The sequence below is a fragment of the Ideonella sp. sgz306126 genome (assembly GCF_056032705.1).
The window spans coordinates 485001-501672 of sequence record NZ_JBVYWP010000001.1; the positions used below are offsets into that span (position 1 = coordinate 485001).

Sequence of the window (16672 nt, forward strand, 5' to 3'; positions counted from 1 at the left end):
CCGCGCAGGCCTCCTGCGGCGACTCGGCGTCCAGCACTCGGTCTAGGTGACTCTGTAGTGCACGCACATCGGCGCGCAAGATCCGCTGCTTGATGGCAGCGATTTGCGCGGGGTGCATCGAGAACGATCGCAGACCCATCGCCAACAACAACTCGGTGAAGGCGGGATCGCCAGCCATCTCGCCACACACGCTCACCCCTTTGCCTTGCTCGTTGGCCTGAGCAATCGTCTGAGCGATCAGGCGCAGCACTGCTGGGTGCCAGGGATCGTACAGATGGGCCACCGCCTCATCCGCGCGATCAATCGCCAGCGTGTACTGGATCAAATCGTTGGTGCCGATGGACACGAAATCGAAGTACCGCAAGAAGCTAGGCAACATCATGGCCGCAGCCGGTATTTCGATCATCGCCCCCAATTCGACGTCTGCGCACGCCTGGCCTCGCCGCGCAAGTTGATCCTTGGCCGCGGCTACTGCCTCGCAGATCTGCTGCGCTTCCGAACGATGCGCGACCATAGGGATGAGAATTCGCACCTTGCCAAAGGCACTTGCCCGCAGGATTGCGCGCAGTTGCTCGCCGAACATCTCCGGCTCCGACAAGCTCCAGCGAATCGCTCTCAGGCCAAGCGCCGGATTGAGCTGGCCGTCGCTGCGCTGTTCGTGCGCCGACATCCGATCCAGTGGCTTGTCTGCGCCAATGTCGACCGTTCGAATGGTCACCGGAAGCCCGTTGAGCGATTCGACCACGCTTCGATAGGCCTTGAACTGCTCCTCTTCGTCGGGCAGTCGCCCGCCGCGATTCATGAAGAGAAATTCACTTCGAAACAGCCCGACACCAACCGCGCCAGCAGCCAGCGCAGATGCCGCGTCGCTGGGCATCTCGATGTTCGCAAGCAGCTCCACGCCTTGTCCATCCAGCGTCACGGATGGCTTGTTTCGCAATCGATCGAGACGTGCGCGCTCCAACTCCGCCTGTCTCTGGCGAAATCGGTACTCCTCCAGAACAATCGGTGACGGATTGACCAACAGCACTCCGGCATCGCCGTCGATCACGATCCAGTCGTCCTGCCTCACGATGCGACTGGCCTCACGGGCGCCGACCACCGCAGGGATATCCAGGCTCCTCGCCACGATCGCGGTGTGCGAGGTCTTGCCCCCGACATCGGTCACGAATCCGGTAAAAACGCTTCGCTTGAACTGCAGCATGTCGGCCGGCGCGATGTCGTTCGCCACCAGCACCAACGGATCCTCGCCTGCGAAATCCCGCGGCGCCGGTGCCCCATCCGCGCCCAGGGCGCTTCGTTCCGACCGGGCCATCGCCTTCAATACCCGCTCGACCACCTGTTCGACATCTGCCTTGCGTTCGCGAAGGTAGTCATCCTCCATCTCGTCGAACTGCCGTGCCAACACTTCCAACTGTGCCGACATCGCCCACTCGGCGTTGTAGTGGCGCTCGACGATCCACTGCTTGGTGGCGTCGATCAGCATCTCGTCATGCAGCAGCATCAGATGGACGTCCAGCAGCGCGACCAACTCCGCATGGGCCTCCTCGGGCACCTCCTGCTTCAGGGCGATCAACTCGGCAGCGACCTCGTCGCGCGCCTGCCTGAGCCGTGCCACCTCGCCATCGGCCTGATTCGCGTCGACGAAGTAATGCGCCACATCAACGCGGCTAGACGCGACCAGCACGGCACGTCCGATCGCCACACCGCGCGACACCGGCAAACCAAACATCTGGATGCTCATGGCTTGACTGTAGCAGCGCATGACGGGGAGGGCGACTTGTCGACACCGCTCCACCGTCACATGAAAGTCATGGCGCTTTCATGGGTAAGTCACGGCCACGCGTCAGCATGCCGGGCAAGACATCAGGAGAAGCGCCATGAAGGAGTTGCCCAGCCCCACGCTGCCGTTGATCGGCATGCTGGACTTCAAACGTTCGCGTCCCGGGTCCCGTCCCGTCGCTCCCCAGCATGCCCTGGCGCCGGCCAACCCGCCGTTCAAGGTCACCTGGGCCCGCCATCAGGACGACGTCAGAGAGGCCCAACGCCTTCGTTACCAGGTCTTCGTCGAGGAAATGGGCGCTCGACTCGATCTTCCCGCGGGAGCCCCTGCCGGGCACGATATCGATCTCTTCGACGACTACTGCGAGCACCTGCTGGTTCGCACGGTGCCTACGGACGACATGCCGGCAACGGTGATTGGCACGTACCGGGTGCTGACGCCCGGCGCCGCCCGTCGCGCTGGAGGCACTTACAGCGACACCGAATTCGACCTCACGCGCCTGCGTCCGATGCGCGAACGAATGGCCGAGTTGGGCCGTTCGTGCGTTCACGTCGACCATCGCTCGGGCGGCGTCATTCTTGCGCTCTGGGGCGCGCTGGCCGGCTTCATGGACCGCAACGGGCTGGACACCATGGTGGGCTGCGCGAGCATCAGCATGAGAGACGGCGGTCACCTGGCGGCCAGCCTGTGGGCCCGGTTGAAACAGACCCACCTCGCGGGCATTGAATACGAAGTCCGTCCGCGCCTGGCGTTGCCCGTGGACGACTTGGACCAGAGCCTGGTCGTCGATCCGCCACCGCTGATTCGCGGCTACCTGCGTTGCGGCGCCAAGGTGCTCGGGGCGCCTGCATGGGATCCCGACTTCAACACCGCGGACCTGCCCCTGCTGATGAGGCTGGCGGATTTGCCCGCCCGTTACCGGCGCCATTTCCTCGAAGAGGCTTGATGCCTTCACGCTGCGGGATCCACCCGGGCCCGGTCACTGCCCTTCGCCGAACTTCTCATTGACCAGGGCGGCGATCGCGTCCATCGCCTGCTGTTCGTCCGGGCCCTCGGTTTCGACTTCGACGTCGGATCCGAGCCCGGCGGCGAGCATCATCACCCCCATGATGCTTTTGGCGTTCACCCGCCGGCCATTGCGTGTCATGAAGACCTCGCAATGGAAACCGCCCGCAAGCTTGGTCAGCTTGGCCGAAGCCCGGGCATGCAAGCCCAGCTTATTGCTGATGGTGAGCGTCTGTCGAATCATGATTCTTGGTTGTCAAGGACTGGTTCTGGGGCGGCTGCGAGGCCACTTGCATCACACCGTGGACCCCTCCCTGGGTCGCTCGCTCCACCAGACCATCGAGCGTCTCCGCCGAATAGCATAGAACACGCCACAGCATCGGGACGTTGACACCCGTCACCAGGCGAATACCGGCACCGTCGACAAGCCGCTGCGCCGCGTTGCACGGCGTTGCGCCGAACACATCGGTCAGTATCAGCGTCTGCCCCTGTTCGCCGACCCCCAGCATTTGCCTGGCCCCTGCTTCCGCCTGTGCCACGTCCCACCCCGGCAAGACATCCAGCGCGACCAACCGGTCCATTCCTTCGGGATAGACGTGCTCTGCAACGCTTCGAAGCGCAGAGGCGAGCGGCGCATGCGCCATGATCAACAACCGAACCATGAGTAGACTGCCATCCCATCGGGCAGGCGGTAGGTCCCGCCCAGGTCAACCAAAGCCGCCAGCGCGACTGAATCCGGCGATTATCGTTGCCGGCAGCTACTCGTACCTTGCCCAATGCATGGGTGTGCCTATTGACGCGCTTGAACCACCATCTCTCAAGGTTCGAATCTAAGGCCGTCAAAGAACGGTTGGGCCATCTGGTCGGACAAATCGCCTCCTGAACTGATCAGCAAGCCCTCGACCACCCGGGTTCCGCGCGCAAAGAGCGCCAGCTCGAGCGCTCGCCCGTGGTGTTGCGGCCCTTGGCGCCGGACCATCCAGCGTCCAGCCTCCGACTGTGGCGTCATCCCGGGCATGGCGTACGGCACAGGGCGCACCGCTCCTGCCGGCGACTGCTCGAAGGCCAGCGCGCGCAGGGCCGTCAAGACCGCCGGCACCTGCGCCGGATCACCAACATCCACCTGAGCCACCGCGAACGTCGCGCCGCCAGCTTGGCACACCTGCACTTGCCAGGTGACCGCCTGCCCGCCGATGTCAACCGTCCTGCTTTGCTGGGACGGGCGGCATGGAAACAAGCCGACCCACCCCGCATCTGGCGGCCGGACCTCGCGCCAATTCAGCGTCGGAGAACATCCCGCCGCGGCCAGCAACCAGGTCAGCACCACGGCTCGACCGCGCCTGACGCCCCCGAAATCCTGTCTCATGCGGCGATTATCAGCGCTCACTTCAAGGGGATGGACGTCCGCCACGGGCATGGCGAGGATGTGACTTTGTGAACCCTGTCACGCTAGAAGCGACCGACGGGCGCTTGCACTTGTTTCAATTTGTGTCAGTATCCGATTCGTGAACTCCAACCCGCCACTCGCCACGCAGCGCGCCGTGAACGTCCCTGATCGCCTGCCCGACCTTCCGGCAGACCTGAATTCCATCGGCGGCCCCCATGACGGGGGGTCGGAGGCCCATTGGCGGGAATTGATCGGACAGATCGGCAGCGACATCGGACTGCCGTTGACCAGCGCACTTGAAAGAGTGACCGCCTTTGCCGCCACAGGCAAGATCGACCGCGCAGGCCTCAAAGCGCTGCGCGAGGAGATTGAACGCGCCCGGCGCGTCGGCATGATGGGTCAACAACTGGCCCGCTACGCATCGGGTCGCATCCGTCAGTCGCCGGAGCAAACCAGCCTGACGCAAATGCTGCGCGACGTGCTGGTCCAGCGCGGGCGTGAGGTCACGTCCCGAGGTATCGAGATTCGACAGTCGATGCAGCCTGCCGAGGTGATCATCGATGCCACCTTGCTGCACGCGCTGATTCAGGCGGTGGTGGACTGGGCTTTCGAGCAGGCGACCCAGACCATCGAAATGCGGGTCGATTTCCGCCGTTGGCCGGCCAACGCCCGCCTGATCTGCCGTTTTCCCCACGCCCCCGAAGCGCACCAGCCGCTCGATGTCGTCGCCCGCCATGACCCTTCGGAAGCACTGGATTCCATGTCCTGGCGATTGGTGCAGCAGCTTGCCTGGACCCTGAAACTGGGCATCGAGCGCTTGGACAGCCTCGAAAACACCACGCTGACGCTGGAATTTCCGCACACGCTCACCGATCAGCTCGAGGGCGTCACGGCCATCGAGCTCGATCACGGATTCAGCACGTCGGACAACTCCAAGCCGCTGGCTGGAAGCCATGTTCTGGTGGTCGCCACGCGGCGCGACCTGCGTGCGGACATCCGTGAGGCCACCCGTCACATGGGACTGCTGGTGGACTTCGTCAACTCGGTCGAAGAGGCCGAAGAGTTCTGCCGCGACGCATTGCCGCACGCGATCGTTTTCGAATCGGCCTTGGCGGGCCAGCGCCTGAACCGCCTGCGCGATGGCATCCTGGAAGACGTGCCGGGATTCGTCTTCATCGAAATCGCCGAGGAAGGCGACGCGTTCGAACTCTCGGATGAAGACAGCAAGCGCCATGCCCTGGTGGGTCGCAGCGCGGTGGCCGAATCACTGCCTTCGGCACTGATCTTCGAGCTCTCCAGAACGATGTAGGTCGGTCTCAGCCGCCGAACACCTTGCGCAGCAACTCGCTGCCGGTTCCCACCGGATCCTGGCGGATTTTTCGTTCCTCTTCGCCGATCATCAGGTACAGCCCGTCCAGCGCCTTGCGTGTGACATAGCGCTGGATATTGGCGTCCTCCCCCTTCACCAGGCCCAACCCGGCCGCTTTGCCGGCGACCGCGTTGTACTTGTCCGCCAGCGAAACGCGCTCGGTCGCCTGGGTCACGATCGGCAGGAACTTCGTCGTCAGCGGCGCCCGGGTTCGGCTCGCAAAGTAGTCCGTCACCGACGTGTCCCCGCCGCGAACGATCTTCACCGCATCCGTCACGGTCACGGACTTGGCCGCATTCACCAACAAGGTCCTGGCTTGCGGCACCGCCGCCTCCGCCGCTCGGTTCATCGCCGTCACCAGTTCGTCGACCCGTCGTTGCTGACCTGAGAACCGCAACAATTGGGCTGCCTGCTCCAGCACACCCGGCAGCGGAATCCGCACCTTCGGGTTGCCCAGAAAGCCATCGGGCCGCCCGAGCAACCCCACGGCGGAGACCGCCCCGCGTTGCAAGGCCTCTCGCACCCCGGCGGCAGCGTCTCCCTGGCTCAGGAACCCGGCCCAAGCCTTCGACCCGGCTCCCCCCAGCATCGCCATCGAAACCCAGATCGACCACTGTCTGCGTTGCATTGCATCCCCTTTCAACGGTTGGCAGCATCTTGCGCGTGAAGACCGGTGGATGGCAATCGTCCGAACAATCGGGCGGCGGGCCACCGCGACCGGCCACAGTAAAAAGTGCTGGATGTCACCGAACCGTTGTCGGACAACGCCGGCAAGCGCCCCACTTGCGGACCTGGTCATGAACACCATTGCGGCCACCGCAGCGGCCGGATGCCTCTACGGTCGTGGACAAAAATCGACGCCCGGTTAGATCCCGGGAGGCTGAATACGACGGCGCAGCCACCGCATCAAGAGCCCGAGCAACGGCAGCTTGGCGTAGAGTTCCTCAGCGGCGTCCCAGTAGTCCCGGTGGAGGACGATGCGGCCACCTTTGTCATAGACCAGACGGGTCGCACCGTGAATCGTGAAGGGCCGAGCCGAGCGCGAGCGCCTGAACGTGAAGGTCCAGGTCAGGAAGGCCTGGCTCCCTTGGCTGACGGCATCAAGAATCGTGAAGCGCGGCTCGATCAGCGTGTCAAACATGTGCGCGAAAATCGCACGAATGGCACCGCGGCCACGCACCTCGTTGAACGGATCCTTGAACCAGGCCTCTTCGGCGTAGAGATCGAGCGTCGCATCCAGCGTGGCGCGGGTCAGTGCTTCAAAGCAACGCACCACCTGAGCGGTACGCGGGTCTTCGGCAACAGAGCCGGATGCAGGCGGATTCGGAATCGACATGCTCAAGCGCGTGTGATGTGACGGACGACCGCAAAATACAACGATTGCGGCAGGTGACGCAGCAGCCGTAACCACAACGTGAAACGACGTGGAAAGTGCATCTCGAAGCGCCCGCGGGACCAGCCGCGCAGGATGTGCTGTGCGGCTTCGTCGGGCGTGATGAGCGCCGGCATCGAGAAGTCGTTGTGCGCTGTCAACGTGGTATCGACGAAACCCGGATTGATGATGGACACGCCGATTCCCAGCTCATGCAGATCGAGGTAGAGCGTCTCGGCCAAGTGGATGAGAGCAGCTTTCGTCGGCCCGTAGGCCAGCGAGTTGGGTAGGCCGCGGTATCCCGCCACGCTGCCCACCAGACTGATGTGACCGCTCCTGGCACGCGTCATGCCGGGAAGAACGGCAGCCAGCATGTTGAGCGCGCCGACGTAGTTGACCTGCTGGTGCCGCAGCATCTCGTCCAGGTCAAAAGCCGTGGCGCGCAGTGGCCGGTAATGGCCCGCGCAGTACACCGCCACGTCGATGCGGCCATGCACGTCGATCAGCCGCTGGGCCGCAGAGTGCATGGCGGCGGCGTCCCCGGCATCGAGAGCCAGCGCGATGCAGTCGGGGTGCTGGGCGACAAAGCTCTCCAGGGCGCTCGCGTTTCGAGCCGACAACGCCACGGTCGCGCCGCTGGCGTGCAGAGCACGGGCGGTGGCGCGGCCTATGCCGGACGACCCACCCACCACCCAGACGACGCGGCCCTGCCAGTCCGAGAGCTTGGGATTGAGGGACATCTCGTTCCGATCTGGGTAACGCAATCAACCTTTGTGGAACGAGAGCGTCAAGTCGCCCAGACGCACGCCGAACTTGGTCATCACCGCCCGGTTCAGCAGAGTGTGCTCGTCCATGAGGTACATCCAGTCATCAAGCTGCACGTTGACGACTCGGCCATCGACCGGCAACGCGAGGGTGTAGTGCCAGTTGAAGGCATTTCCGGCGGCTTCGCCTCGGGCCTGCCCGACCACATCAGCCGCAGTACCGACATACCGCGAATCGGCACCTCGACGCAGGTGCCAGACTCGCCGCTGTTGCGTCCCGTCGCTGTAGGTAAAGGCTTCGTCGAGCGTCCCGGCGTCGCCCTGCCAACTGCCGGTCATCTGTACTCTGAAGCGCTTGACGACGCGCCCAGAGCGATCGGTGAACAGGCCGTCAGCGGTCACCGGTCCATTGAAGTAGCTGCGAAGATCAAGCAGCGGGCGTTCGTTGGCGTAGTCACGCACAACAGGACTGGCGCAGCCAGAAATTCCGGCTGAGACGGCAAGGGCGACAAGGCCCAGTCCACGCCACGCGCCGCGGTTGAAGGTGCCAATCAAGTCATTGCTCATGTGGAGGCTCCTAAGGCCGGGTGTTGACGATGCACGCGCCACAGGACTGCCGCGGCGCCGAGCTTGAAAGCACACGGCAGCGCGCCGTACACCAGGCAGAGGGCGATCAGGGCCCGGGGTTCGTGCGTCCCGTTGCGGTAGCCCGTCAACGTCAGCAGCGGCAATGTGACGCCGGCGGCCAGAGCCAGGTTGAGCTTCATGGCGCAAGCCCACCAGCCGAAGAAGCGCCCTTCACCTCGAGCCGCGGCGCCGGCGTGGCGAACCACCCCGGTCAACAGGGCGCCGGGCACGGCCAGATCGGCCCCGAGCGCCAGCCCGCTGGCCGCGCAGATGACGAGAAACGCCCCGCTTTCGCCCGCGCCCAGCGTCGACACACCGACAAACGACATCACGCTCAAGCCCATGCCGACAAGCCAGGTGCGCGACAAACCGTGCCGCTTGACGAGATGCAGCCACAGTGGCAATCCGACACCGGCGCAGACGAAGTAGGTCGTCAAAAACCACGGCTCGCGCGCGGCGTCCTGCAGGAAGTCGCCGACGAAGAACGGCAACAGCGTGGCAGGTATCGCACTACCGACGCCATTCAGAACGAACACTGCAAGCAGCGCGCGAAACGCAGACGAAGACCAGGGGGAGGCATCCTGGCGATCAGGCACGCCTCGCCCCCCTCGGGGCGCCGGCCCATCGGGCGGACGGGTGCGCCCGAGCATCGCCACGCCGAGGGCCAGCCCCGCACCCAGCACCACGCTGGTCGCGTTCAAGCCCAGCCACCCCGGCAGCAGGCTTGCGGACACCACCCCTGGCAGCGCCGCGCCTTCGCGCCAGGCCACGATGCGCGCCCGCTGGAGAGGCGTGCCACTCCAGCGGGCCCCCCAGGCCTGGTGGACCACGGACACCACGCTGAACGTCAGGTAGGTCGCGACCAGCGTCACGGCCAGCCAAGCCAAGGCGGCTTGGCCGCCCGCAGCGGGCGGCCGCCACAGCGCCGCGAAAGCCAGCGCCATTCCCAATGAGGCCAGTGCGGCGACCCGCCAGGCACGATCCACGCCTGTGGCGAAGAGGCCATCCACCCAGCGGCCGATCAGCGGATCCAGCACGGCGTCAAGCGCCCGCGTGGCCAGCAGTACCGCGCCCAACGCCGCGAGCGGGATACCAAACTGCTGCGCGTAGTGATGCGGCAAGGTCACATACAACGGCAGCGACACGAAGGCCAATGGCAGACCCAGCGCACCATAGCGCCAGCCGCTGAACGCCGGCTCGGTGGCTGCGGCGGGCGCGGTGCCGGGGGCGATGTCGCGGCGCATCGCCTCCACTCAGTCGGCTGCGCCGATCAAGTCCCGGCGTAGCGCAGGTGCCGACGTCTGCGGGTCGAGCCAGATGCCGAAAAACAGATGGGCGTAGGTGCGGTCGGTGATCTGGGCCGTGAACTTGCCGTTATGGAAGAAGCGCACACGGCCTTCGCCGTCGTACACCCCCACCAGCCGGTCGTGCGCCGCGACGTTCGGGAAGGCCTGCTGCATCAGGAGCAACCAAGCGCGGCCCTGCGCCTCAGTGAACTCGCCGACGCGGCGCATCTCGGCCACCGAGCGCTCGGCGATCGCCGAGCCATCGAGCTTGCGTGCGTAGTCAAGCTCCAGCGCGAAGGGCTGGCTGTCATACATGGAGGCATGGAAACCGGGCGCAGCCCACAGCCGCGCCTCGTAGACCAGCAGGCCGAAGAAGCGCAGCGACCCTCGTCCGACGAGTTGCACCTGGGGCGATGTGGCCAGGATCTCGGACGGCGCGGTGTTGGGGGCAGAGCGTTCTGTGGCCGCGATGGTGGTCATGATGGGTTTCGTGGTGAGTGAGCTGGACGCCGCGCCGGCGCTGACATGCAGGAACAGCGTGAAGCAACCGAAGGCAAGAGATGCGGCCGAAGGCCCTCGGCGCACGCTCACGACGCCCGGCGCAGGGTGAACTGCATGACATCGGTGTTGCCCATGTCGAAGGCCGCTTCGCAGTACGCCAGATAGAACTCCCAGATCTGCTTGAAACGCAGATCGAAGCCTTGCTTGAGCACCGCTGCTTCGCTCCGGAGAAACGCAGTACGCCAGCGACGCAAGGTCTCGGCGTAGTCCCGCCCGAAGGCCAGTCGACGCTCTACGACGAAACCACCCGCGCAGGCTAGCGCTTCGAACGCCGCAGGGCTGGGCAGCAGACCCCCAGGAAAAATGTACTGCTGGATGAAATCGGTGGATTTGACGTAGCGATCGAACAAGTCGTCCCGGATCGTGATGGTCTGAATGCACGCCCTGCCACCTGGTTTGAGGCAGCGCCGAAGCGCGTCGAAATAGTCCGCCCAGTATTCCCTGCCCACGGCCTCGAACATCTCGATCGACACGATCGCATCGAAGGGATCGCTATGGTGTCGGCTTGGCAGGTCACGGTAGTCCTGGAACCGCAGATCGGACTGTGCCTGCAAGCCGGCCTGGGTCATGCGCTCCTGCGCCCACACCAGTTGCTCCTTTGAGAGCGTCACTCCGGTCACATGGGCGCCGAAGTCGCGTGCGGCCACCTCGGCCAGACCACCCCAGCCGCAGCCGATTTCCAACACCCGACTACCCCGGGCCACTCCGGCCTCCCGCAGAGCTCGCCGCACCTTGGCCTGCTGGGCTGCGTGAAGCGGCACGGACTGCACGTCGCCGCGGCCTTCGAACCACGCGGCGCTGTAGCTCATCGACGGGTCGAGCCAGAGGCGATAGAAGTCGTTGCCCAGGTCGTAATGCGCATGGATGTTCTTCGCACTGCCGCGCCGCGAATTCCGGTTCAGAAGGTGCTTGACGCGATGCCACAGCGAGCCCCACCACGAACCGTAGAGGACACGCTCGATGTGTGCGCGGTTGGCGATGAACAGGCGTAACAACGCAGCCAGGTCGGGCGTGCTCCAGTCCCCATCGATGTAGCTCTCGGCAAACCCGATATCACCCGACCTGAGCGTGCGCTCGAACACACGCCAGTTGTGCAGACGGATCGAGGTGCGGGGGAGATGGCCCGCGTCCGCCGCTGCGCGCACCGTGGGGAAATGCGCCGTCGATCCGTCGGGCATTTGCACGTCCAGCTCGCCCTGCGGCAAACGGGCCAACAACTTGAACACGCTGCGCGCTGCGGCAGGTGCCGACTCGGGCAGCGCCGTGGTGCCCGCGAACGGGGGAGCGGTGGTGCTGTTCATCGTGTGACGAAGCGCTCAGGCTTGGCTGGTTTGCTGAAGAAGGGCACGCGCTTGGCGGCCAGACGCAAGGCGTGCCAATGGATGCGCAAGACCACGGCCAGCGTCATCAAAGGCATGCCGAAAAACGCACGACGCGAGGTCGCGGCGCAAAGCGGCTGCAGCGCGCCACTGACGCAGGTCTGCAGCAGCAGACCCTGTGCGTCGTGCAAGTCGATGCGCACGGTGGTCTGCTCGCCGCCGCCGTTCTGTCGGGGCGGTGTGCGCTGGAAATGAAAGCGGTACTGCCCGGTGTTGCGGCAAAAGGGCGAGACGTGGAACACCTTGTCGGCCGACAACTCGACTTCCCAACCGAGCGAAGGGCCCGCCAGCAGGTAGCCGTGCCGCTCTCCGAAGGTGTTGTTCACCTCGACCAACACGGCGGCCAGCGAGCCGTCAGCGCGGTGGGCGTACCAAAAGCTCACGGGCTTGAACGTGTGGCCAAGCACGCGTGGCAGGGTGTGCAGCCACACCTCGCCGTCCGCATCGTCGATGCCCTCTCGGTGCAACACCTCGTCGAACCAGGCCAGCGCATCCGCACGACCATCGCCGTGGTCGCGATCATGAAAGCTGATCAGCCCGAAGCGGTTTCGCCTGACGTCGGGACTAGGCTGTCGGTGCAGCGTGCGCAGGGGCAGCAGCAGGAAATAGGTCGGGTACCGGAACGAGTGCTCGACCGGCCGCAAGCGGCGATGCCATACCCGGCCGAAGCCGATCAACGGCAGCACGGCTGGAGTCGGGACAGGCTTCTTCGTCATGACGCTGTGTCAAGCCACGACGCGCAAGTCGGTCGCGGCCAACTGCGGCAACGCCTGCGCCAGTGACTCGGCCACGGCCAGGCCCGACTTCAGGCCGTCTTCGTGGAAGCCATAGCCGCACCACGCACCGCAGAACCAGGTGCGTTGCTGGCCTTGCAGCTCCGGCACGCGGCGTTGGGCCGCAATGGCCGGGCCATCGAACACCGGATGGTCGTAGGCGATGCGCTGGTGCACGTGCGCAGCCGCGATCGGGCGCACCGGATTGAGCGAGACGATCACCGGTTGCTGCCAGGGCAGCGGTTGCAACCGGTTGAGCAGGTAATGCAGGCAGACCTGGGTCTGCTCGCGTTGGGCATCAGCGGCTCGCTCGTAATTCCATGCGGCCCAGACCTTGGACCGCGTGGGCAACACGCGGGTGTCCGTGTGCAGCACGGCGACGTTGGGTTGGTAGCGAATGGAGCCCAGCACGCTGCGCTCGACGACGCTGGCACCGGAGCCCAGCAGGCGCAGCGCTTGGTCGGAGTGGCAGGCGAACACCACCGCGTCGAAGCGCTCGCTGCCATGCTCGGTCTGCACGAGCACACCGGTCTGGAGCCGCGTCACGCGATGCACCGACGTCTTCAGCCGCACGTCGCCCAGGCGGGTCAGCATCTTGCGCACGTACTGCCTGGAGCCGCCGCGCACGGTGAACCACTGCGGTCGGTCAGTGACCTGAATCAGGCCGTGGTTGTGGCAGAAGCGAATCAGCGTCGCCATCGGAAAGCGCAGCATTTGATCGGTCGGACACGACCAAATGCAGCCGATCATGGGCAGCAGATAGTCGTCGCGAAACGCCTCGCCGAAACCGTGGGCGTCGAGGAAATCCTTGATGGGCTGCGTCAGCGAAGCGTCGGCGCCACGCTCGGCCAGGGCGGTCGCCAGCCGGTTGAAGCGCAGGACGTCGGCGAGCATGCGCCAGAAACGAGGACGCAACAGATTGCCGCGCTGAGCGAACACGGTGTCTAGCGAGTGGCCGCTCCACTCCAGCGCCGGCAGACGCTCGGTCCGAGGCGCCTGCACCGAGAACGACATGTCGGACGCCGCCACATCCACCTTCAGCTCGGCGAACAGGCGGATCAACGCGGGATAGGTGCGCTCGTTGTACACAAGAAAGCCGGTGTCCACGCCGTGGGTTACGCCGTCCAGCGTCAGATCGACCGTGTTGGCATGGCCGCCGACATGCCCCGCCGCCTCGAACAAGGTCACGTGGGCCGCGCCACCGGGCGCCGAAAGCTGCCAGGCGGCGGACAGGCCCGCGATACCGGAACCGATGACGGCGACACGATGCATGGCGAAACACTGACCGAGTTGGGGGATGGCTGTTGAACTGAACTGGTTAGTTCATATATTGAACTACAACGTTCACACTATAGTCAATTTATACCAATATTGAACTGATGGGTATTTTCAACATCCCAATGGGTCTAAAATCCGCTCGTGGCCACCCGTCCCTCGATCCGTGAACAAGTGCAGCGCGTGCGCGAAGACGCCATCGTGGCGGCCGTCAATCGCCTGCTGGCCACCAAGGGCTACGACGCCATGACGGTGGACGAGGTCGCGATGGAAGCCGGCTTGGCCAAAGCCAGTCTCTACAAGCACTTCACCTCGAAGGAGGAATTGGCTGGCGCGGCGATGGTGGGCGTGCTGGATCGCACGCTGGCCTTCGTCGACGGCCTGCGCAAGCAAGCTCAGGCGGACACGACGATCCGGCCGCTTGACCAGTTGAAGGCCGTCACGCGCTGGGCCATGCAGACCCAGCTCGACGGCGAGATGCCTTCGCTGCCGGCACAGAACTCGTCGCTCAGCGCGTCGCTCAAGGCCAACGATGCCTACATGGACCGCCTCATCGACCTAAGCAACAAGCTCAGCATCTGGATCACCGAAGCGCAAACCAGCGGGCAGCTCAACCCGAAGCTGCCCGCCGAACTGGTGCTCTACACCTTGTTCGCCCGCGCCTGCGATCCGGTGGTGGACATGCTCAAGTCGTCGGGCCAGTACACCGACGCGCAAATCATCGACTGGGTGAGCGCCACCACCTTCGAGGGCATGGGTCCCGTGGCCGGCGCAGACGCCGGACGCCAGGCGTCTCCTGCCCTCGGCTGAACCGCGACGCGTCGGTGCGCGGTAGGAAGATCTGAACTCGCCGTCCGGCGACGATCGCGACGGTGGCGAAGGGACTTTTCACATTCCAAGCGCCTGACGCACGCTCTTCGCGTGGCCTGAACCGAAACCGCCGCCTAAATTCGCTGCGGACACCGCGCGGTCATGGTCCGGACAGGAATCGATCAAGCTTTGCTGGATCTGCCGGCGAAAAATCGCTGCCATGGAGGTTCCCATGAGCAAGCTTGCATCTCTCACGCACGAGCAGGATCGGGTCAGCGATACCCCGGCCCAAGCGCCTGAGCCTGCGTACGCCACGCAGACTGCGCGTCAGCAGGTCGTTTCAAGACGTGTTCAAGTCCGACACCCTTGAATAGCGCGCGCGGACTGGCGCCGCAGACAACCAGGGACCCGGTACGGATCCACGCGCGGCGGGTGCCCTGCGCCTCGCGTCTGCCATGAGATCTTGTGCGGCTGGCACGGCGCCGCAAGAGCCCCTGGCCTTGTTACATCCCGCCAGGTTCGCGCTTGCTTCGAGCAGTCCGCTGCTACTTCGCAGCGTCGACACCCACCCCCGCCTGCATCGCCTGCTGGTCCGCGTGGTAGCTGGAGCGCACCAGCGCGCCGACGGCAGCATGCGAGAACCCCATTGCATTGGCTTGCGCCTCGAACATCTTGAAGGTGTCCGGATGCACGTAGCGGGTCACGGGCAGGTGGTGGCCCGAGGGTGCGAGGTACTGGCCCAGGGTCAGCATGTCGATCCCGTGCTCGCGCATCTCGCGCATCACCGCGAGGATCTCTTCGTCGGTCTCGCCCAATCCCACCATCAGGCCGCTCTTGGTCGGCACGTCCGGGTGCAGGGCCTTGAATTTCTTGAGCAGGTTCAGGCTGAACGCGTAGTCGCTGCCGGGACGGGCCTGCTTGTACAGGCGCGGCACCGTTTCGAGGTTGTGATTCATCACGTCGGGGGGCGCCGCTTTCAAGATCTCAAGCGCGCGGTCGTCACGGCCACGGAAGTCGGGGACCAGGATCTCGATGCGGGTGGCCGGCGAGTGTTCGCGTACCTGCCGAATGCACTCGACGAAATGACCGGCACCGCCATCGCGCAGGTCGTCACGGTCGACGCTGGTGATCACCACGTACTTCAGCTTCAGCGCCGCGATCGTGCGGGCCAGGTTGAGCGGTTCGTTGTCGTCGAGCGGATCAGGGCGCCCATGGCCCACGTCGCAGAACGGGCAGCGGCGAGTGCACTTGTCGCCCATGATCATGAACGTGGCGGTGCCGTGGCCAAAGCACTCCCCGATGTTCGGGCACGAGGCCTCCTCGCACACCGTGTGCAGCTTGTGCTCGCGCAGGATGTTCTTGATCTCGTAGAAGCGCGTGCTGGGGGAACCGGCCTTGACGCGGATCCAGTCGGGCTTTTTCAGCGTCTCGGCGGCCACCACCTTGATGGGAATGCGCGAGGTCTTGGCCTGGGCCTTTTGCTTGACGCTGGGATCATAGGCCTCGCTGGGCTGGGCATCCTGGGGGTTGAGTTCGGTGGCCATGAGGGTGGGTTCAGGCGGCGCCAGACGGCGCGCAGGGAGGGTGCAGGAGGTGGAGCCGTACCGCGGCGCTCAGCCGCCCAGGTGGGCTTGCAGCCGCTCGGCCAAGCATTCTGAAACGCTTTGCAGCTCGACCTGGACGCCCAGTGTAGCGAGGTCCACCGTGCGCAAGCCTGCATAGCCACAGGGGTTGATGCGCTGAAACGGCGCCAGATCCATCGCGACGTTGAGCGACACGCCGTGATAGGTCCGGTGGTTGCTGACCTTGATGCCCAGCGCAGCGATCTTTCCCAGGCCCTGGAACGGATCCTGCCGGGGCCCGGACGGCAAGCCGGCATGAAACGGATCGCCCAGGTTGACGTAGATGCCAGGCGCGCCCGCGACACGAAACCCGAGCACGCCGAAGCGCTCCAGGGTCTGGATCACCGCCGCCTCGATCCGGTAGACGTATTCCTTGACGTAGACGCCCAGGCGACGCAAGTCCACCAGCGCGTAGATCACCACCTGGCCGGGCCCATGGTAGGTGACCTGCCCTCCCCGATCCGTCTGCACCACAGGAATCTCGCCCGCGCCCAGCACGTGCTCGGCCTTGCCGGCCACGCCCTGGGTAAAGACCGGCGGATGCTGTACCCGCCACAGCTCGTCGGGCGTCTCGGCCCCGCGCGCCTGCGTGAAGGCCCGCATGGCATCGAACGTCGCGGCGTAAGCTTGCAGGCCCAAGTCGCGACACACCATCGCGG

At 65.0% G+C, this 16672-nt stretch carries 19 protein-coding genes (1 of these 19 running past the window's edge); 3 read left to right on the forward strand and 16 right to left on the reverse strand.

Annotation, left to right across the window (positions count from 1 at the left end):
* Positions 1–1744: the 5' portion of a phosphoenolpyruvate--protein phosphotransferase gene (ptsP, locus tag AC0N04_RS02225; protein ID WP_474278160.1), read on the reverse strand. It extends 20 nt beyond the left edge of the window; only the first 1744 of its 1764 coding nucleotides appear in the window; the start codon lies at positions 1742–1744; its stop codon lies beyond the left edge, outside the window.
* 136 nt (positions 1745–1880) lie between these two features.
* On the opposite strand from ptsP, the gene AC0N04_RS02230 reads away from it, so the two are divergent.
* The gene (locus AC0N04_RS02230; RefSeq protein WP_474278162.1) at positions 1881–2729 is read left to right on the forward strand and encodes a GNAT family N-acetyltransferase; all 849 of its coding nucleotides are present in this window, start codon (positions 1881–1883) and stop codon (positions 2727–2729) included.
* Between the two features lie 33 nt (positions 2730–2762).
* On the opposite strand, the gene AC0N04_RS02235 is transcribed toward AC0N04_RS02230, so the two are convergent.
* The 3 genes from AC0N04_RS02235 to AC0N04_RS02245 form a co-directional block, all read right to left on the reverse strand.
* Positions 2763–3032, reverse strand: a complete 270-nt coding sequence (locus tag AC0N04_RS02235) for an HPr family phosphocarrier protein (RefSeq protein WP_474278164.1) — start codon at positions 3030–3032, stop codon at positions 2763–2765.
* Positions 3001–3450, reverse strand: coding sequence for a PTS sugar transporter subunit IIA (locus AC0N04_RS02240; RefSeq protein WP_474278166.1), 450 nt, complete (start codon positions 3448–3450; stop codon positions 3001–3003). Before AC0N04_RS02240 ends, AC0N04_RS02235 begins: the two co-directional genes overlap by 32 nt.
* Positions 3451–3605: 155 nt before the next feature.
* Positions 3606–4205 carry a hypothetical protein gene (locus tag AC0N04_RS02245; RefSeq protein ID WP_474278168.1) on the reverse strand — a complete coding sequence of 200 codons (600 nt, stop codon included), beginning with the start codon at positions 4203–4205 and terminating at the stop codon, positions 3606–3608.
* An 88-nt stretch (positions 4206–4293) separates the two neighbouring features.
* On the opposite strand from AC0N04_RS02245, the gene AC0N04_RS02250 reads away from it, so the two are divergent.
* Positions 4294–5484 carry a hypothetical protein gene (locus tag AC0N04_RS02250; RefSeq protein WP_474278170.1) on the forward strand — a complete coding sequence of 397 codons (1191 nt, stop codon included), beginning with the start codon at positions 4294–4296 and terminating at the stop codon, positions 5482–5484.
* 7 nt (positions 5485–5491) lie between these two features.
* Here AC0N04_RS02250 and AC0N04_RS02255 read toward each other — a convergent pair whose 3' ends face one another.
* From AC0N04_RS02255 to AC0N04_RS02295, 9 genes are all read right to left on the reverse strand, one after another.
* Positions 5492–6172 (reverse strand): DUF4197 domain-containing protein, encoded by a 681-nt coding sequence (locus AC0N04_RS02255; RefSeq protein WP_474278172.1) that lies wholly within the window; start codon positions 6170–6172, stop codon positions 5492–5494.
* Between the two features lie 237 nt (positions 6173–6409).
* Entirely contained in the window at positions 6410–6880 is a 471-nt protein-coding gene (locus AC0N04_RS02260) for a nuclear transport factor 2 family protein (protein ID WP_474279044.1), read from the reverse strand.
* 2 nt (positions 6881–6882) lie between these two features.
* The gene (locus AC0N04_RS02265) at positions 6883–7656 is read right to left on the reverse strand and encodes an SDR family NAD(P)-dependent oxidoreductase (protein ID WP_474278174.1); all 774 of its coding nucleotides are present in this window, start codon (positions 7654–7656) and stop codon (positions 6883–6885) included.
* 24 nt (positions 7657–7680) lie between these two features.
* Positions 7681–8247 carry a DUF3833 domain-containing protein gene (locus AC0N04_RS02270; protein ID WP_474278176.1) on the reverse strand — a complete coding sequence of 189 codons (567 nt, stop codon included), beginning with the start codon at positions 8245–8247 and terminating at the stop codon, positions 7681–7683.
* Positions 8244–9551, reverse strand: a complete 1308-nt coding sequence (locus tag AC0N04_RS02275) for an MFS transporter (protein ID WP_474278178.1) — start codon at positions 9549–9551, stop codon at positions 8244–8246. Before AC0N04_RS02275 ends, AC0N04_RS02270 begins: the two co-directional genes overlap by 4 nt.
* A 9-nt stretch (positions 9552–9560) precedes the next feature.
* Positions 9561–10073, reverse strand: coding sequence for a chalcone isomerase family protein (locus AC0N04_RS02280; RefSeq protein ID WP_474278180.1), 513 nt, complete (start codon positions 10071–10073; stop codon positions 9561–9563).
* A gap of 107 nt (positions 10074–10180) precedes the next feature.
* Positions 10181–11455 carry a class I SAM-dependent methyltransferase gene (locus tag AC0N04_RS02285; RefSeq protein ID WP_474278182.1) on the reverse strand — a complete coding sequence of 425 codons (1275 nt, stop codon included), beginning with the start codon at positions 11453–11455 and terminating at the stop codon, positions 10181–10183.
* Positions 11452–12249, reverse strand: a complete 798-nt coding sequence (locus tag AC0N04_RS02290; RefSeq protein WP_474278184.1) for a DUF1365 domain-containing protein — start codon at positions 12247–12249, stop codon at positions 11452–11454. The genes AC0N04_RS02285 and AC0N04_RS02290 overlap by 4 nt, the downstream gene beginning before the upstream one ends.
* Positions 12250–12258: 9 nt before the next feature.
* On the reverse strand, positions 12259–13578 hold the full coding sequence (locus AC0N04_RS02295) for an NAD(P)/FAD-dependent oxidoreductase (protein WP_474278186.1): 1320 nt from the start codon (positions 13576–13578) through the stop codon (positions 12259–12261).
* Positions 13579–13725: 147 nt separating this feature from the next.
* Between AC0N04_RS02295 and AC0N04_RS02300 the strand changes: the two genes are divergently transcribed.
* Positions 13726–14391, forward strand: coding sequence for a TetR/AcrR family transcriptional regulator (locus AC0N04_RS02300; RefSeq protein WP_474278188.1), 666 nt, complete (start codon positions 13726–13728; stop codon positions 14389–14391).
* A gap of 78 nt (positions 14392–14469) precedes the next feature.
* Here the strand turns inward: AC0N04_RS02300 and AC0N04_RS02305 are convergent, their stop codons facing one another.
* The 3 genes from AC0N04_RS02305 to lipB all read right to left on the reverse strand — a co-directional run bounded on the left by AC0N04_RS02305 (position 14470) and on the right by lipB (position 16667).
* Positions 14470–14613: a hypothetical protein gene (locus AC0N04_RS02305; protein ID WP_474278190.1), complete on the reverse strand. Its 144-nt coding sequence runs from the start codon at positions 14611–14613 to the stop codon at positions 14470–14472.
* Positions 14614–14936: 323 nt separating this feature from the next.
* A complete protein-coding gene (gene lipA, locus AC0N04_RS02310) occupies positions 14937–15935 on the reverse strand; it encodes a lipoyl synthase (protein WP_474278192.1) in 999 nt (332 codons plus the stop codon).
* Positions 15936–16004: 69 nt separating this feature from the next.
* On the reverse strand, positions 16005–16667 hold the full coding sequence (gene lipB / locus AC0N04_RS02315; protein WP_474279046.1) for a lipoyl(octanoyl) transferase LipB: 663 nt from the start codon (positions 16665–16667) through the stop codon (positions 16005–16007).
* Positions 16668–16672: the final 5 nt, after the last annotated feature.

What these genes read in the sequence shown, in the direction of transcription:
- lipA (WP_474278192.1), bottom strand. Translation starts at nt 15,935, where the DNA reads ATGGCCACCGAACTCAACCCCCAGGATGCCCAGCCCAGCGAGGCCTAT.
- lipB (WP_474279046.1), bottom strand. Translation starts at nt 16,667, where the DNA reads ATGGTGTGTCGCGACTTGGGCCTGCAAGCTTACGCCGCGACGTTCGAT.
- AC0N04_RS02270 (WP_474278176.1), bottom strand. Translation starts at nt 8,247, where the DNA reads ATGAGCAATGACTTGATTGGCACCTTCAACCGCGGCGCGTGGCGTGGA.
- AC0N04_RS02235 (WP_474278164.1), bottom strand. Translation starts at nt 3,032, where the DNA reads ATGATTCGACAGACGCTCACCATCAGCAATAAGCTGGGCTTGCATGCC.
- AC0N04_RS02230 (WP_474278162.1), top strand. Translation starts at nt 1,881, where the DNA reads ATGAAGGAGTTGCCCAGCCCCACGCTGCCGTTGATCGGCATGCTGGAC.
- AC0N04_RS02240 (WP_474278166.1), bottom strand. Translation starts at nt 3,450, where the DNA reads ATGGTTCGGTTGTTGATCATGGCGCATGCGCCGCTCGCCTCTGCGCTT.
- AC0N04_RS02275 (WP_474278178.1), bottom strand. Translation starts at nt 9,551, where the DNA reads ATGCGCCGCGACATCGCCCCCGGCACCGCGCCCGCCGCAGCCACCGAG.
- AC0N04_RS02280 (WP_474278180.1), bottom strand. Translation starts at nt 10,073, where the DNA reads ATGACCACCATCGCGGCCACAGAACGCTCTGCCCCCAACACCGCGCCG.
- AC0N04_RS02245 (WP_474278168.1), bottom strand. Translation starts at nt 4,205, where the DNA reads ATGCCCGTGGCGGACGTCCATCCCCTTGAAGTGAGCGCTGATAATCGC.
- AC0N04_RS02260 (WP_474279044.1), bottom strand. Translation starts at nt 6,880, where the DNA reads ATGTCGATTCCGAATCCGCCTGCATCCGGCTCTGTTGCCGAAGACCCG.
- AC0N04_RS02295 (WP_474278186.1), bottom strand. Translation starts at nt 13,578, where the DNA reads ATGCATCGTGTCGCCGTCATCGGTTCCGGTATCGCGGGCCTGTCCGCC.
- AC0N04_RS02285 (WP_474278182.1), bottom strand. Translation starts at nt 11,455, where the DNA reads ATGAACAGCACCACCGCTCCCCCGTTCGCGGGCACCACGGCGCTGCCC.
- AC0N04_RS02265 (WP_474278174.1), bottom strand. Translation starts at nt 7,656, where the DNA reads ATGTCCCTCAATCCCAAGCTCTCGGACTGGCAGGGCCGCGTCGTCTGG.
- AC0N04_RS02255 (WP_474278172.1), bottom strand. Translation starts at nt 6,172, where the DNA reads ATGCAACGCAGACAGTGGTCGATCTGGGTTTCGATGGCGATGCTGGGG.
- AC0N04_RS02290 (WP_474278184.1), bottom strand. Translation starts at nt 12,249, where the DNA reads ATGACGAAGAAGCCTGTCCCGACTCCAGCCGTGCTGCCGTTGATCGGC.
- AC0N04_RS02305 (WP_474278190.1), bottom strand. Translation starts at nt 14,613, where the DNA reads ATGGCAGCGATTTTTCGCCGGCAGATCCAGCAAAGCTTGATCGATTCC.